This is a genomic window from Streptomyces manipurensis (genome assembly GCF_049570255.1).
GTDB classification, from domain to species: Bacteria; Actinomycetota; Actinomycetes; order Streptomycetales; family Streptomycetaceae; genus Streptomyces; species Streptomyces manipurensis.
Genome location: NZ_CP186950.1, coordinates 1,111,388 through 1,126,167 on the forward strand (window position 1 = coordinate 1,111,388; position 14,780 = coordinate 1,126,167).

The following is a 14,780-nucleotide window of genomic DNA, read 5'->3' on the forward strand; positions in this document are numbered from 1 at the left end:
CGCCGTCCTGCCGCGGGCCCCCGGCGTCGCGCCGGGGGCCTCATCGCGCGCCCCCGCGGCCGGCGGTCCGCGCTCACCCGTCCGCCGACGTCCCCGACCGAGCCCCTAAGGTGTCCGCATGCCGAGCGTCCTGGTCGTGGAAGACGACCCCAGCATCCGCCAGTCACTCATCGAGGTCCTGGCCGAGCACGGGTATGCCGTACGCAGCGCCGCCGACGGCTTCGGCGCCCTGCGCGAGGTCACGCAGACGCCCGTCGACGCGGTGGTCCTGGACCTGGGGCTGCCGGATCTGGACGGAGGGGACGCTCTGCGCATGATCCGGGGCATATCCTCCGTGCCCGTGCTCGTCGCCACGGCACGGGACGACGAGGCCGAGATCATCAAGATCCTCAACGCGGGCGCCGACGACTACATGGTCAAACCCTTCTCCGGCGGGCAGCTCGTCGCACGGCTCTCGGCGGTCCTGCGGCGCACCAGCCACGTACCGCCCGTCGGGCCCGGGGCAGGGGCGCCGGCGGCCACCGCCGCCGATCCGCTGCGGCCCGCCACCGTCGGGGAGCTGACGGTGGACCCGGGGGCGCGCACCGCCTACCTGGCGGGTCGGGAGCTGCGGCTGACCCGGCGGGAGTTCGACCTGCTGGCGTTCCTCGCCCTGCACGCGGGCCAGGTGGTCTCCAAGCGCCGCCTGCTGACCGAGGTGTGGCGCGAGCCGTACGTGGACGACCAGACCGTCGACGTCCACCTGTCGTCCCTGCGCCGCAAGCTCGGCGAGCGCGCGGCGGCTCCGCGCTACCTGCTCACCGTCCGGGGCGTGGGCATCAAGCTGGTGGCACCGCGATGAGGCGCTCGCTGGCCGGGGTGGCCCTCGCCGTGACCTCGATGGTCGCCCTCTCCTTCCTCATACCGCTGGCCGCGCTGGTGATGTCCCTCGTCAGGGAGCAGGGCGTCACCGCCGCCGAGCAGCGGGCGGCCGCCCTGGCCCCGGTGCTCACCCTGACCACGGACCCGGCCGCCCTGCGGGAGTCCGCCGCGAGCCTGGACTCCTCCGAGCACCTGGTCGTGCACCTCCCCGGCTCCGGACCGCTCGGCAGCACCAAGGCCCCGGCCGGCCTGCTCGAACGGGCCCAGCGGGGCCGGGAGTCGATCTCCCAGGAGATCGCCGGGGGCTGGATCTGCCTCCAGCCGGTGGTGCTCCCCGGCGACGAGGTGGCCGTCATCGAGAACTTCGTCCCGGAGGAGGAACTGACCCGCGGCGTCAAGGAGTCGTGGGCGGTCATGGTCTTCCTCGCCGTGGGACTGATCGCCGGCTCCGTGCTGGTCGCCGACCGCCTCGGCGCGAAGGTCGTCCGTTCCTCGAAGCGGCTCGCCCAGGCCTCGCAGGCCCTGGGGCAGGGCGATCTGGACACGCGGGTGGACCCCATGGGCCCCCGGGAGCTGCGGGACGCGGGCGTCGCCTTCAACGCGATGGCCCACCGGATGACCGAACTGCTCGCCGTGGAACGCGAACTCGTCGCGGACCTGTCGCACCGGCTGCGCACCCCGCTGACCGCGCTGCACCTGGCGTCGGAGCGGATGGCCGGCACCCCGGAGTCGGCGCGGGTGGAGGCGGCCGTCGGAGAGCTGGAGACGGAGCTCCAGGCCATCATCGCGGCGGCGCGCACCCCGCTCGCGGTGGGCCCCATGGGGCAGGGACTGCTCGGCGGGGAGCCCGCGGGCGGTCCCCGGCCGGCTCCCCCGGCGCGGTCCGGCCCGCGCTGCGAGGCGGCCGAGGTCGTCCGCCGGCGTACGGCCTTCTGGTCGGTCCTGGCCGAGCAGCAGGACCGGCGCTGCTCGCTGGACCTCACCCAGGAGCCGACGGCCGTCAGCCTGTCCGACGACGACATCGCCGCGGTGGTGGACGCGCTGATCGGCAACGTCTTCCGGCACACCGCCTCCGGTACGCCGCTCGGCGTGCAGGTGGTCCGGACGGCCCAGGCCGTGGAACTCGTCGTGGAGGACGGCGGGCCGGGCATCCCGGACCCGGACCGGGCCCTCTCGCGCGGGAGCAGCACCGGGTCGACGGGGCTGGGGCTCGACATCGCGCAGCGGGCCGCGACGGCGACCGGAGGGGCGATGCGGATCGCGCGGAGCCCGCTGGGCGGCGCCCGCATCATCGTGTCCTTCTCACTGGCCCCCTGCGCGCCGGAGGGCGGCCGGGCACGCGGCTCGCGGCGCCGGCCCGCCTGGCCGCGCCGCCGCTGAGCGGCGCTACGCGCCCTGGGCGCCCTCGGCGGAGCGGGCCGCCTTCGCGGCCTTGAGCTTGCGCCACACCCGGCCGAGGGCCTCGAGGTCCTCGCCGTCGAGGAGGTCGGTGAAGTCCGCCGCCAGGGCCTCCCGGCGGGTGGCGTCGGCCGCGGCGAACACCTCGCGCCCCGCCGGGGTGAGGGAGACCTCCACCGAGCGGGCGTCGCGGGCGGACGGGGTGCGCGCCACCAGGCCCCGGGCCCGGAGCGCGTCGACGACCCGGGAGACCTGGCTCCGGCTGAGGAGGGTGCTGTTGCCGAGGACGGAGGCGGGCACCGGGTCGGGGCTGGACGCCAGCCACAGCATCACCTCGAACCAGGACACGGGGAGGTCGTGCGCCTTCACGAGGGCCTTGTCGACGCGCTCGGTCATCGTCGTACCGGCCCAGACGAGCCCGTAGAAGGCGTAGTCGGCCGCGGACATCTCGGCTTCGGTGAGCTTCTTCGGCATGTCGCACAGTCTAGAGCTTGCGTGCACACGCACATAACTTTAAAGTGTGTGTGCACGCACATAAATCCCCCTGCGAGAGGTGCAGCATGTCCACGCCCCCCACCACCCCCGCCCGCACCGTCCTGATCACCGGCACCTCCTCCGGCATCGGCCTGGCCGCGGCCGTCGCCGCCGCGCAGGCCGGCTGGCGCACGGTCGCCACCCTGCGCGACCCCTCCAGGGCCGACGCGCTGCGCACGGCGGCCGCCGCGGCCGGGGTCGACATCGACATCCGGCGCCTCGACGTGGTCGACGCGGACTCCGTCACCGCCGCCGTGGACGGGGTGATCGCCGACTACGGCCGGCTGGACGCCGTGGTCAACAACGCCGGAGCCGGTCACGTCGGCACCCTCGAACTCGAGACCGTCGCCGACGTGCGCGAGGTCATGGAGGTCAACTTCTTCGGCGTGCTGAACGTCTCCAAGGCCGCCCTCCCCCACCTGCGGGCCACCGGCGGCCGCCTGATCACCGTCACCAGCGTCGGCGGCGTCATCGGGCAGCCCTTCAACGAGGCCTACTGCGCGGCGAAGTTCGCGGTGGAGGGCTACATGGAGAGCCTGGCACCGGTGGCCCGCACCCTCGGCGTGAGCGTGTCAGTCGTGGAGCCGGGCGCGGTGGCGACCGAGTTCGTCAACAACATCGGGCTCGACCTGGAGGCGCGCATCGCCGCGGCCGGACCGTACTCCGAGGCCCTGCGCACCTACATCGACCGCACGGTCTCGCAGTTCACGGAGGGTTCCGCGCAGACCCCGGCCGGCGCGGCCGAGTCCGTCATGGAGGCCCTGACCGCCGAGACCCCCGCGTTCCGCATCCAGACCTCGCCGTGGGCCCGCGACTTCACGGCGACCAAGCTGTCGGACCAGGACGGATCCGCCGTCCTCGGGATGACCGGCACCTGGGTGGCCTGACGGCTCCCCCGCACCGGGACCGTAAATGGATGAATTGTGATGGTTCGTACACCCGGTCGAGCGGGTAAGCGGTGAGAGGAAGAGCCGGTTACCGGCCGCGGAGGGAAGACGATGGCTCTGACCCTGGAACGGTCCCTTGACCTCGGTCACGACACGCAGGCGGCAGCCGGCGCACGTGACGCCACCCTTCGTTTCCTGGAGGACTCGGCGCTCGCCGGATCCCCCGTCCCCCGGACCACCGGAGACATCGCGCTCCTGGTGGTCAGCGAACTCGTCACCAACGCGGTCCGGCACACGTCCGGACCGTGCAGTCTGCGGCTGTCCCGCTCGGCGACCTCGGTGGACATCGACGTCACCGACACGAGCCCGGACCCTCCCGTCATCCGCCCGCCCCACGTCGACGGGTCCGGCGGCTGGGGATGGATCCTCGTCAACCACCTCGTGGAGGACGTCACGGTCCGGCCGGCCGACGGCGGCGGCAAGACGGTCCACGCCCGCATCGCCGAATCGGACTGACCGCGGGACCCGCCCCCGCGGCCCGGCCGCGCGGCGCCCGCGGCCGGGCCGGCCGGCCGTCCCCGGCCGTATCATCGGGGGCGCGGCGGCCGGGTCCGGGGCGGGTCGCGCACCGGCCGTCCCGCACCGCTCCGCGGACTCCACGGACGACAGGGGCGAGGACGACCACGTGCACAGGACCGCCACGGAACTCGCGGACGGCCGCGAGCTCCTCTACTACGACAGCTCCCCCGGCCGGGACGTCGGCGCCGCCGACCCGCGCCCGCCGGACCCCGTCGGCGGCACGCCCGAGCTGCGCCGGGACCCGGCCACCGGGGACTGGGTCACCATCGCGGCCCACCGGCAGTCCCGCACCTACCACCCGCCCGCCGACGCCTGCCCGCTGTGCCCCTCCCGGGACGGGCGGCAGAGCGAGATCCCGGCCTCCGACTACGAGGTCGCCGTCTTCGAGAACCGTTTCCCCTCGCTCTCCGGCGAGGCGGGCCGCTGCGAGGTGGTGTGCTTCACGCCCGAGCACGGCGCCGGCTTCGCCGACCTGAGCCCGCAGCGCGTCCGGCTGGTCCTGGACGCGTGGACCGACCGCACCGCCGAGCTGTCCGCCCGCCCCGGCGTCGCCCAGGTGTACTGCTTCGAGAACCGCGGTGCGGAGATCGGCGTGACCCTGCCGCACCCGCACGGCCAGATCTACGCCTTCGGCGTCGTCCCTCCCCGCACCGCGAAGCACCTCGCCGCCGCGACCGCCCACCGGGCCGCGACCGGCCGCAACCTCTTCGAGGACCTGCTCGCCGAGGCCCGTTCGGCCACCGAACGCGTCGTCCTCGCCGGGGAGCACTGGACCGCCTTCGTCCCGTACGCGGCCCGCTGGCCGTACGAGGTGCACCTCTACCCGCACCGCAGGGTGGCCGACCTGACCGGGCTCTCCGAGGCGGAACGCGCGGAGTTCCCCGGCCTGTACCTGGACCTGCTGCGCCGCTTCGACCGCCTCTTCGGGCTGCCGGACCCGACCCCCTACGTCTCCGCCTGGCACCAGGCCCCGACCGAGGGCGGCGGCGAACTCGCCCTGCACCTGGAGCTGTTCACGGTCCGGCGGGCCGCCGACAAGCTCAAGCACCTGGCCGGGACGGAAGCGGGCATGGAGGCCTTCATGAACGACGTGGCCCCCGAGGCCGCCGCGCAGCGTCTGCGGGAGGCCCGGTGAGCGCGGACGCCGTCCCGTCCACGGGCGGCGACGAGGCCGCGGCCGCCGCCGTCGGACGGGGCTTCGAGCAGGTCCACGACCGGGCCCCCGAGGGGGTCTGGGCCGCGCCGGGCCGGGTCAACCTGATCGGCGAACACACCGACTACAACGACGGCTTCGCCCTCCCCATGGCCCTCCCGCAGACCACGGTGCTGGGCGCGCGCCTCCGCACCGACGGCCTGCTGCGGCTGCACAGCGCCCAAGGCGACGGCCGGGTCACCGAGCTGCGGGTGGCCGGCCTCGCGCCCGGCGCGGTCACCGGCTGGGCCCGCTACCCGGCCGGGGTGGTGTGGGCGCTGCGGGAGAGGGGCCTGCCGGTCGGTGGCGCCGACCTGCACCTGGACAGCTCCGTGCCGGTCGGCGCGGGCCTGTCCTCCTCCGCCGCCCTGGAGTGCGCCACGGCCGCGGCCTACGACGGGCTGTACGGGCTCCGGCTGGACGGGCCGGAGCTGGCCCGGGTGGCCCGGCACGCCGAGAACGCCTTCGCCGGGGTCCCCTGCGGGATCATGGACCAGATGGCGTCGGTGTGCTGCGTGGAGGGCAGCGCGCTGCGCCTCGACAGCCGCACGCTGGACGTCCGGCAGGTCCCCTTCGACCTGACCGGGCACGGCCTGCGCCTGCTGGTCCTCGACACCCGGGTGCAGCACGACCTGGCGGACGGGGCGTACGCCGCCCTGCGGGCCGGGTGCGAGCGCGCGGCCGGGCTGCTGGGGGTGCCCGCCCTGCGGGACCTCGCCACGGCGGACCTGTCCGCCGCCCTCGCGGAGCTGCCGCGCGACCTGGCGCCGCTGGTACGGCACGTGGTCACCGAGAACGACCGGGTCGGCCGGGCCGTGGACGCGCTCACGGCGGGCGCACCGGAGGCCCTCGGGGCGCTGCTGACCGCCGGGCACGCCTCGCTGCGGGACGACTACCGGGTCTCGTGCCCGGAGACCGACCTCGCGGTGGAGGCCGCCGTGGCCGCGGGCGCGCTGGGCGCCCGGATGACCGGCGGCGGATTCGGCGGCTCCGTGATCGCCCTCGTCCCCGTGGACGCGGCGCGCGCGGTGCGGCGGGCCGTCACCGGTGCGTTCGCGGAGGCCGGTTTCGCCGCGCCGGCGGTGCTGGAGGCGGTCCCCTCGGCCGGTGCCCGCCGGATCGCCTGACGCGGCTGCGCGCGGTGCGGCGCCGGGGCCCGGGTGTCAGCCCTCCAGGAGCGTCTGGGCCGGGCAGCCGCCGGGGCGGCTCCCGCCGGGCATCACGAACAGCGCGGAGGCCTCGTGCACCAGGTACCGGGAGAGCGCGTCCCCGCGGGACGGCCGGTGCTGGACGGGCACGAAGCCGGTGCGCGGGTCGGGCTGCCAGGCCGTGAACAGCAGCCCGGCGTCCGCCGCCCCGTCGGAGCGCAGGCCGTCGCGGTAGGACCAGCTGCGCCGGAGCATGCTGGCCCCGCCGTTGGAAGCGGGTGCCGCGAGCCGGATGTGGGCGTTGGCGGCGATGACCGGGACCCCGTCGGGGCGGGTGGCGGCGAGGTCGGCCGGGGTGCGCCCAATGCGGATGCGGCGCACCACGATCGTCGGAGGAACCCACATCCAGCACGCGCGACCTGGACCGGCAAACACCACGAGAATCGACATCCGAGGCTCTTGTCTGCTGGCAGTGATCGCTTCTGTCAAGGCACGAACGCCCGGGACTACGGCCGCACCCCGCCGCCGGAGAGGATGGCGGTCCACCGTCCTGCGCGACGCAGGAGCGGACCCCGTCCGGGCCGGAGGCAGCGATGTCCCGTCGTGCAACGAGCTCCGCGAACGGCCCGGCCCCGCCCGGACCGCGCGCCGCGGCCCCCGCGCCGGGTGCCCTCCGAACGGCCCCCGAGGCTCCCGGCGCGGCCTGCCCCGGCTTCCTGCCGGCCGCGCCCGGCGCCCTCCACCGGTGGGGCCGGGCCGGGCTCCTGGTGGCCCGGCACCGCGACGTCCGCCGGGCACCGCCGCTGTCCCCGGCCGAGCGGTGCGCGGCCGCCTCGCTCCCCGCCCCGCGGCGGGCCGCCTGGCCGGCCGTCCTCTTCCTCGCCCGGATCCTCGTCGCCGACGCCCTCGGCGTACCCGCGGCGGAGGTGGAGGTCCTGACCGGCGAGGACGGCCCGTACGCCCTCGTGGGCGGCGGCCCGGCACCCGGCGTGCACCTGTCCCTCGGCCGGGCCGGCGGCCACCTCGCCGCGGCGATCGCCCCGGGACCCGTCGGCGTGGACCTGCGCGAGACCTCGGCCGCCGCGGCCGGGCACCGCCCCGCCGACCACGCTCTCTCCCCGCGCGAGCGCGCCCTGGCCGGGGCGGACCGGCCCGAGGCGCTGGCTGCGGTCCGGGCGCTGAAGGAGGCCGCGGCGAAGGCGGACCGCGGGGCCGCCCCCGATGCGGCTCCCCGCCCCGCCGCGGTCCTGGGGCTGTGCCCGCCCGTGCTCGCGGGACGGCGCAGCGCGAGGGTGTGGCGGACCGGGGACGCCGTGGTCGCCCTCGTCCTGGCCGGCCCGTCGGGCCCCTGACCGCTCTCCCGCGGGGGCCGGCGGGCCGTGCCCCCTCGTGGCAGCACTGCGTTGGTGCTCCTCGGCCCGCCGGATGATGCTTGACAGTGGGGCCCCCGGCCGTGCAGGTTCCCGCGGGACATCCGCGACGTATCTAGCGAGGGCGAGATGAACGGCGATGGAGCAACTTCCCACCTCTCCCGGTGAGCGGCCGGAGGAGACCGGCCCCTCCCGCGGGCCGGCGTACACGGCCTCGGCCGTCGTCGACGCGGAGGGTGTCGTCACCGAGTGGAGCGAGGGTGCGGCCCGGCTGCTGGGCTACGCCCCCGACGAGGTGGTGGGACGGTCCGCCGGTCATCTGCTCTCCGCACCGGTCGGCGACGCGGAACGGTACCTCCCGCCCGAGCAGGACCGGTGGAGCGGCACCCTGGCGCTGCGCCACCGCGACGGCCACCGGCTGGACCGGGGAGTGCTCGCCCACCGCCGGACGTCGACGGACGGCAGGACGCGCTGGTCCCTGGTCTCGGCGGTGGCGGGCGGACCCGGCGGCGGCCGGCCGGCCGCGGTGCAGGAGTGGTTCGTCCAGTCCCCGTGCTTTCTGGCGGTCTTCGACGCGGACCTGCGCCTGCTGAGCGCGAACACCGGGATGGAGCGCACGCTGTCGTTCACCGAGGCCGAGATGCGGGGGCTGCGGCTGCCGGAGATCGCCCCCGATCCGGTGAGCGAGGAGACCGAGCGGCGGATGCGCCGGGTGCTGGAGTCCGGGGAGCCGCAGCGCGTTCAGGCCTTCGCCCCGACCACGGGCGCGAGCGCCGAGCACGGCTGGGCCACCTCCCTGGCCCCGCTGCGCGACGCGGACGGCCGGGTGTGTGCGGTGGTGGTGGCCGCGCACGACAGGACCGGTGTCGAGGTCCAGAAGCAGCAGATGATCGTGCCGGAGGCCGCGCACGCCCGGATCGGCACCACCGAGGACAGCACGCGGACGGCGCAGGAGCTCGCCGACGTCGTCGTCCCCCAGCTGGCCGACTTCGCCGTCGTCGACCTGCTGGAACCCGTCCCGCACGGAGGACGGCCCCCGGAGGGGGGCGCGCGGGAGCCGGTGACGGTGCGGCGCACGGCCGTCCGGTCGCTGGCGGAGGCCGGGGCGCCCTCGCGGGTCGCGGTGGGCGGGACCGCCGTGTACCCGGCGCTGTCTCCCCCGGTGCGGTGCCTGGCCGAAGGCCGCGGCGCGGTGTACGGGACGGCCGATCCTGCGGTGGCCCGCTGGGTGGCGGAGGACCCCGGCGCCGCCTGGGTCGGGGAGGACGGGGCCCACTCGGTGATGGTGGTCCCGATGCGCGCGGACGGTGTCACCCTCGGCGTCGCCGTCTTCAGCAGGCGGCTGCGGCGGGAACCCTTCCAGCCGGAGGACCTGTCGCTGGCGGAGGAGCTGGCGAGCCGGGCGGCCGCCAGCATCCACAGCGCGCACCGGTCGGCGCGGGAACACACCAGCACCATGACCCTGCAGCGCAGTCTGCTGCCGCAGAAGCTCCCCGACCACGCCGCCCTGGAGACCGCTTCCCGCTACCTCCCGGCCGGGACCGAGGCGGGTGTGGGCGGTGACTGGTTCGACGTGATCCCGCTCTCCGGCGCACGGGTGGCCCTGGTCGTGGGCGACGTCGTCGGGCACGGCATCCGCGCCTCCGCCACGATGGGCCGGCTGCGGACCGCGGTGCGCACCCTGGCCGACGTGGACCTGCCGCCCGACGAGCTGCTGACGCACCTCGACGACCTGATCATCCACCTGTCCACGGACGAGGGCGGTCAGTCGGGTGAGGCGGAGGCGGCCGGAGGCATCGGGACGACCTGTCTCTTCGTGGTCTACGACCCGGTCACCCGGCGGTGCACGCTGGCCCGCGCCGGGCACCCGCCGCCGGCCGTGGTCTCCCCCGAGGGCTCCGTGTACCTCCTCGACGTCCCGGCGGGCCCGCCGCTTGGCCTGGGCGGTCTGCCCTTCGAGACGGCGGAGGCCGACCTCCCGGAGGGCAGTGTCCTGGTGCTGTACACGGACGGCCTGCTGCAGCCGCGCGAACGGGACGTCGACGAGGCGCTGGACGGCATGTTCGCGGCGCTCGCCCGTCCCGCGGCCTCGCTGGACGCGGTGTGCGACCGGGTGCTGACGGCGCTGCTGACCCACCCGCCCGACGACGACGTCGCCCTCCTCGTCGCCCGCACCCGGGCCCTGCACGCGGACAAGGTCGTCGTCTGGGACCTGGCCGCGGACCCCTCCGTCGTCGGGCAGGCCCGGCGCCAGACCACCGAGCAGCTGACGTCCTGGGGGCTGGAGGACGCCGCCTTCGTCACCGAGCTCCTGGTCAGCGAGCTGGTCACCAATGCCATCCGCTACGGCCGGCCGCCCATCCAGCTGCGGCTGATCCACGAGAGGGACACGCTGATCTGCGAGGTCTCCGACGCCAGCAGTACGGCGCCGCACATGCGCCGGGCGCGGACCTTCGACGAGGGCGGGCGCGGCCTGCTGCTGGTGGCGCAGCTGGCCCAGCGCTGGGGCACGCGGCACGGGGCGGTCGGCAAGACCATCTGGGCCGAGCAGTCGCTCGTGGAACTCTGAGGACGCCGGCCCCCCGGCAGGTCAGGGCCGGGCGCCGGGTCCCCGGAGGACGGGCAGGGCCCAGGCCGGCGGCTCGGGCGGGGCCTCGTCCTCGGGTGCCGGCGCGGGCCTGCGGTCGGTACGGGGCTCCTCGTCGGCGGCGACGCGCAGGGCCGCGACGAACTCCAGGCAGGAGCCGTAGCGGTCCTCGGGAACCTTGGCCAGCGCCTTCGCGAGGACGGCGTCCACGTCGGGCCCGATCCCGGGCCGCTTCTCGCTCAGCGGGGGCGGCGGGTCGTACTGGTGCGCCCACAGCAGGGCCGCGTCCTCCTCGCGTACGAAGGGCGGCCCGCCGGCGAGGGTCTCGTAGACCACGCACGCGAGGCTGTAGAGGTCGCACCGGCCGTCCACGGGGCGGCCGGAGATCTGCTCGGGCGCCATGTAGTCGAGGGTGCCGACGAACTCGCCGGCCGTGGTGAATCCCGTGAGGGACAGGGACTTCTTCGTCAGCCCGAAGTCCGTGAGGTAGATGTGCTCGGGGTGCTCCCGGTCCGGGCCCGCGGCGACCAGGATGTTCCCGGGCTTGACGTCCCGGTGGACCAGGTCGTGGTCGTGGGCGGCGTCCAGGGCGGAGGCCACCTGGGCGGCGATCCGCAGGGCCGTGGCCATGGGCAGGGGGCCCTCGCGGTCCAGCAGGCCCCTCAGGTCGAGGCCGGGAACGTAGCGCATGGCGATGTAGAGGACGCCGTCCGTCTCCCCCGCCTCGAAGATCGGCACGATGTGCGGGTGCTCGATGGAGGCGGCCACCCGGGACTCGTGGGTGAAACGGCGCCTGAAGGTGTCGTCGCGGGCGCGCTCCGGCGCGATCAGCTTCAGGGCGACCGTGCGGTCCAGGCGCAGGTCCTTCGCGCAGTAGACGACGGCCATGCCGCCGCGGCCGATCATGCGCTCGACGCGGTAGCCGGCGATCTGCTGCCCGACCAGGCCGGACGGCCGGCCTGTGTACTGGCTCAGGTCCGCGCCCATCCGGCGCCCCCTTCACCGGAGAACCGGCTCGGACGCGCCCTCGACGCGACGGGCCGCTCTTCCATACCGGAATTCTATCCAGTGATCCACACGGGTGCAGGTCCGGCGACGGCCGCTCGGCACGGCCCGGCGCCCTCGGCGGGACGCCTCCTAGCACGGCGGGCGGTCCGGGCGAAGGCCTGCGGCCACCACCATTCCTCCGGTTGCCGGACGCGCCTTCGGTGGGGGTCCGGAACGCGAATATGCGGGGGCTGCGCCCATGTGCGGAGCGCGCCGATGGCGTTGAGTCGGGTATGCCGATCGGCCGGCGCCGTCCGACGTCAGCCGCGCTCTTCGCGCTCGAGACCTTCGAGGAGGTGGTCCGTACACGTGTCCGAAGGTTCCGGAACGCGGATGCCGGCATCCCACAGAGTGCCGCCGCCGCGGGTCCGGGCGACCCGGGCGACTCCGACCGACCCGGCGCATCCGTGCGGGGGTGCTCCCCCGCACCTCCGCACGGATCCCGCAGACCGTTCCCGTCTGCCGCTGCCTCGGGCGGCCCTCGGACGATGACGATCACAGAGGCTGCCATGCGCAACGAACGCTGGGTCCACCGCTTCCCCTTCACGTGGAACGACACTCCGTTCTTCGACCCGCTCGACGCCGTGTACGAGCCCGGCCCCGACCACTTCCTCGCCGAACTCGACGGGGCGGTCCGGGAGCGGTTCGTCCGCCGTGGTGTCCGCTGGGTCCACGCCTCGGGCCGTGAACTGCCCGAACAGGGCTGGAAGATCCACGTCTCGCCGGGCCCCCGCGACGTGCGCGGGGTGGCCGCCACGGTGATCCGCCACCTGACGCAGAACTCCTTCGACTTCGAGATCGCCCTCGACGCCAGGGTCTTCGCGATGCTCAACTCCCGCTCCGCGTCCCGGTCCGCCGACAGCGAGCTCGCGACGGTGCACCCGCACGACGAGGAGCGGTTCCGGACCTGCCTGAGCGATCTGTCCCGGCTGCTGGAGGGCGCCGAGGGGGCACCCGCCGCGGCGGACCAGCGCTACCGCGACAGCACCGTCCTCTCCTTCCGCTACGGCCGCTTCCGCGGTGCGCACGGGGTGGACGTGCTCGGCCGCCCGCTGCTGCGGATCGACGGCCCCGACGGCCCGGCGCCCGACGACCGTCACGCCGGGCAGGCCCGGCCGGACTGGGTCGCCTGGCCCTTCGACGACTGGAAGCCCGGGGACGAGGACGAGGGGGACGGCCTGCTCGCCGGCCGCTTCCGGGTGACCGGCGCGATCCGCTGCTCCCGGAGCGGCGGGGTGTACACGGCCGAGGACACCGACGACGGGGACCGGCCGGTGCTGATCAAGGAGGCCCGTCCGCACACCGGCCTCGACCCCCTCCGCGGCCACGACGCCGTGGCCGCGCTCGACCGGGAGTGGATGGTCCTGAACCTGCTCGCCGCGGTCGGCTCCTTCCCGGCGCCCGTCGCGAGGTTCCGGCACGGGGAGCGGCACTACGTCGCCGAGGAGTTCGTCGACCGGCCGGGGATCGACCGGGCGCTGCGCGTACACCCCGCGCTCGCGGGGGCGGGCACGGCCGCCGAGCGGTCGCGGGAGCACCTGAGGATCTTCCTCGCGGTCTTCGCGGGCCTGGCCCGCGCGGTCCGCGCCGCGCACGACCGCGGGGTGGTCCTCACCGGGCTGACCACCCGCGACGTGCTCGTCGACCCGGACACCCTGGAGGTCACCCTCGTCGGCCTGGAGGCCTGCCGGCTGGTCGACGGCGCGGAAGGCGGGGCGGGGAAGGACGCGCGGGCGGACGACCGCCGGGCCCTCGCGACGGCGATGGCCCACCTGATCCTCCCGGTCACGCAGATGGCGTACCTGTGCGAGGACCTCCTGGAGCGCTACCGCGCCCTCCTCACCGAGGACCTGGGCTGGCCGGAGCGGGTGCACCGGCTGATCACGGACCTCGCGGCCGACCGGATCTCGCTGGAGGACGTGCTCGACGCCGTGGAGCACGAGACGCCCGAACTGCTCGACGGCGTCGCGGACGTCACGCCGCGGCCCGTCGTCGAGGAACGGCTCGGACTGCGGGACGCCGAGGCCGGCGTGGGCGCCTTCGTCGAGGCCGTCGCGGACACCGGGCGCGGGACGCTCTTCCCCGTGGACCCCTTCGCGCACACCACCAACCCCCTGAGCCTGGGGTTCGGTGCGAGCGGTGTGCTGTGGGCCCTGCACGCCTCGGGCCTCCCGGTGCGCCCCGAGTGGCGCGACTGGCTGGCCGCGCGACTGGCCGGCATCGCACCGGAGGGGTATCCGGACGGGCTGATGAACGGCCTCTCCGGCATCGCCTGGGCCGCCGACGAGCTGGGACTGGCCGACCGGGCGCGGGAGTTGCTGGCCGTGGCCAACGGCCGGGTCCTGGACCGGGGCGACCACACCTACCACCACGGCCTGGCCGGGGTGGGCATGACGAACCTGCGCTTCTTCCTCCGCCACCGCGATCCCGGCCACCTGACGTCGGCGCGCGCCTGCGCGCAGGCTCTGGAGGGCTCGGTCCGGCGCGACGGCGGGCTCGCGTACTGGCTGAACGGCTTCTCCCCCGACGGGCCGCTGACCGGGCTGGGCTTCGGGCAGGCCGGTGTGGCGGTGTTCCTGCTGCGGATGCACCAGATCACGGGCGAGGAACGCCACCTGCGGCTGGGACGCGAAGCCCTCGCGTGGGAGACGGCCCGCATCTGGGACACCGCCGGCGGACCGGACGACGGGGCCGGCCCGGTCGTGTTCGGCCGGGAGGGGTCCGCGGAGCCGTGTGTCGAGGCGGGGGAGGCGGGCGTGGTGAAGGTGCTGCTGCGCTACGGGGACCTGGCCACGGCCCGCACCGTGCTGCGCGGGCTCGGCGCGCGCTGCGCGGCGGTGCCGGGCTACGCGTCCGGGATCAGCGGGGTCGCGGACACCCTGCTGGACGCGGCCGAGTTCACCGGGGACCGGTCCTACCGCGACACGGCGCTGCGTCAGCTCGGCTTCGTGCGGGAGCTCTTCCTGTTCGAGCCGGCGGGGCGGTTCGGGCTGGCGCACCCGGACGGCCGCATCCTGCTGGGCCTGCCGGGGGACGGGCTGCTGCGCTGCTCCACGGACTACCTCACGGGGTCGGCGGGGCTGCTGCGGGTGCTGCACCGGGTGAACTCGGGGGGTACCGCCGACTTCCTGCTCGACGAGGTCGGCCTGTGACACGGCTCCGGCGACCGCAGGGGAG

Annotated in this window: 12 protein-coding genes; 9 read left to right on the forward strand and 3 right to left on the reverse strand. The window is 75.5% G+C overall.

Annotation, left to right across the window (positions count from 1 at the left end; all coding sequences use genetic code 11):
• The first annotated feature begins 118 nt into the window (after window positions 1–118).
• Entirely contained in the window at window positions 119–841 is a 723-nt protein-coding gene (locus ACPU2J_RS05170; RefSeq protein WP_420081539.1) for a response regulator transcription factor, read from the forward strand.
• Window positions 838–2,241: a HAMP domain-containing sensor histidine kinase gene (locus ACPU2J_RS05175; protein WP_420081538.1), complete on the forward strand. Its 1,404-nt coding sequence runs from the start codon at window positions 838–840 to the stop codon at window positions 2,239–2,241. Before ACPU2J_RS05170 ends, ACPU2J_RS05175 begins: the two co-directional genes overlap by 4 nt.
• 6 nt (window positions 2,242–2,247) lie before the next feature.
• Here the strand turns inward: ACPU2J_RS05175 and ACPU2J_RS05180 are convergent, their stop codons facing one another.
• A complete protein-coding gene (locus ACPU2J_RS05180; protein ID WP_420081537.1) occupies window positions 2,248–2,733 on the reverse strand; it encodes a MarR family winged helix-turn-helix transcriptional regulator in 486 nt (161 codons plus the stop codon).
• A gap of 86 nt (window positions 2,734–2,819) precedes the next feature.
• Here ACPU2J_RS05180 and ACPU2J_RS05185 point away from each other — a divergent pair, with 86 nt between their 5' ends.
• From ACPU2J_RS05185 to galK, 4 genes are all read left to right on the forward strand, one after another.
• Window positions 2,820–3,680 (forward strand): SDR family NAD(P)-dependent oxidoreductase, encoded by an 861-nt coding sequence (locus ACPU2J_RS05185; protein WP_420081536.1) that lies wholly within the window; start codon window positions 2,820–2,822, stop codon window positions 3,678–3,680.
• A 111-nt stretch (window positions 3,681–3,791) separates the two neighbouring features.
• Window positions 3,792–4,196, forward strand: a complete 405-nt coding sequence (locus ACPU2J_RS05190; RefSeq protein WP_361599963.1) for an ATP-binding protein — start codon at window positions 3,792–3,794, stop codon at window positions 4,194–4,196.
• Window positions 4,197–4,365: 169 nt separating this feature from the next.
• Window positions 4,366–5,394: a galactose-1-phosphate uridylyltransferase gene (gene galT, locus ACPU2J_RS05195; RefSeq protein ID WP_423832853.1), complete on the forward strand. Its 1,029-nt coding sequence runs from the start codon at window positions 4,366–4,368 to the stop codon at window positions 5,392–5,394.
• The gene (gene galK / locus ACPU2J_RS05200; protein WP_420081534.1) at window positions 5,391–6,578 is read left to right on the forward strand and encodes a galactokinase; all 1,188 of its coding nucleotides are present in this window, start codon (window positions 5,391–5,393) and stop codon (window positions 6,576–6,578) included. Before galT ends, galK begins: the two co-directional genes overlap by 4 nt.
• A 36-nt stretch (window positions 6,579–6,614) precedes the next feature.
• Here galK and ACPU2J_RS05205 read toward each other — a convergent pair whose 3' ends face one another.
• Window positions 6,615–7,004, reverse strand: coding sequence for a hypothetical protein (locus ACPU2J_RS05205; protein WP_420081533.1), 390 nt, complete (start codon window positions 7,002–7,004; stop codon window positions 6,615–6,617).
• Window positions 7,005–7,192: 188 nt separating this feature from the next.
• Between ACPU2J_RS05205 and ACPU2J_RS05210 the strand changes: the two genes are divergently transcribed.
• Together ACPU2J_RS05210 and ACPU2J_RS05215 are read left to right on the forward strand one after the other, a co-directional pair.
• A complete protein-coding gene (locus tag ACPU2J_RS05210) occupies window positions 7,193–7,951 on the forward strand; it encodes a 4'-phosphopantetheinyl transferase family protein (protein WP_423832854.1) in 759 nt (252 codons plus the stop codon).
• A gap of 157 nt (window positions 7,952–8,108) precedes the next feature.
• Complete coding sequence (locus ACPU2J_RS05215) at window positions 8,109–10,538, forward strand: SpoIIE family protein phosphatase (protein WP_423832855.1); 2,430 nt, start codon at window positions 8,109–8,111, stop codon at window positions 10,536–10,538.
• 21 nt (window positions 10,539–10,559) lie between these two features.
• On the opposite strand, the gene ACPU2J_RS05220 is transcribed toward ACPU2J_RS05215, so the two are convergent.
• Window positions 10,560–11,543, reverse strand: a complete 984-nt coding sequence (locus ACPU2J_RS05220; protein WP_423832856.1) for a serine/threonine-protein kinase — start codon at window positions 11,541–11,543, stop codon at window positions 10,560–10,562.
• 548 nt (window positions 11,544–12,091) lie between these two features.
• Here ACPU2J_RS05220 and ACPU2J_RS05225 point away from each other — a divergent pair.
• Entirely contained in the window at window positions 12,092–14,755 is a 2,664-nt protein-coding gene (locus ACPU2J_RS05225; protein ID WP_423832857.1) for a hypothetical protein, read from the forward strand.
• Window positions 14,756–14,780 lie beyond the last annotated feature (25 nt).

Bases quoted from the DNA above. Each gene is read 5' to 3' on its own strand.
- ACPU2J_RS05170 (WP_420081539.1), top strand. From the start codon at position 119: ATGCCGAGCGTCCTGGTCGTGGAAGACGACCCCAGCATCCGCCAGTCA.
- ACPU2J_RS05175 (WP_420081538.1), top strand. From the start codon at position 838: ATGAGGCGCTCGCTGGCCGGGGTGGCCCTCGCCGTGACCTCGATGGTC.
- ACPU2J_RS05180 (WP_420081537.1), bottom strand. From the start codon at position 2,733: ATGCCGAAGAAGCTCACCGAAGCCGAGATGTCCGCGGCCGACTACGCC.
- ACPU2J_RS05185 (WP_420081536.1), top strand. From the start codon at position 2,820: ATGTCCACGCCCCCCACCACCCCCGCCCGCACCGTCCTGATCACCGGC.
- ACPU2J_RS05190 (WP_361599963.1), top strand. From the start codon at position 3,792: ATGGCTCTGACCCTGGAACGGTCCCTTGACCTCGGTCACGACACGCAG.
- ACPU2J_RS05205 (WP_420081533.1), bottom strand. From the start codon at position 7,004: ATGTGGGTTCCTCCGACGATCGTGGTGCGCCGCATCCGCATTGGGCGC.
- ACPU2J_RS05210 (WP_423832854.1), top strand. From the start codon at position 7,193: ATGTCCCGTCGTGCAACGAGCTCCGCGAACGGCCCGGCCCCGCCCGGA.
- ACPU2J_RS05215 (WP_423832855.1), top strand. From the start codon at position 8,109: ATGGAGCAACTTCCCACCTCTCCCGGTGAGCGGCCGGAGGAGACCGGC.
- ACPU2J_RS05220 (WP_423832856.1), bottom strand. From the start codon at position 11,543: ATGGGCGCGGACCTGAGCCAGTACACAGGCCGGCCGTCCGGCCTGGTC.
- ACPU2J_RS05225 (WP_423832857.1), top strand. From the start codon at position 12,092: ATGACGATCACAGAGGCTGCCATGCGCAACGAACGCTGGGTCCACCGC.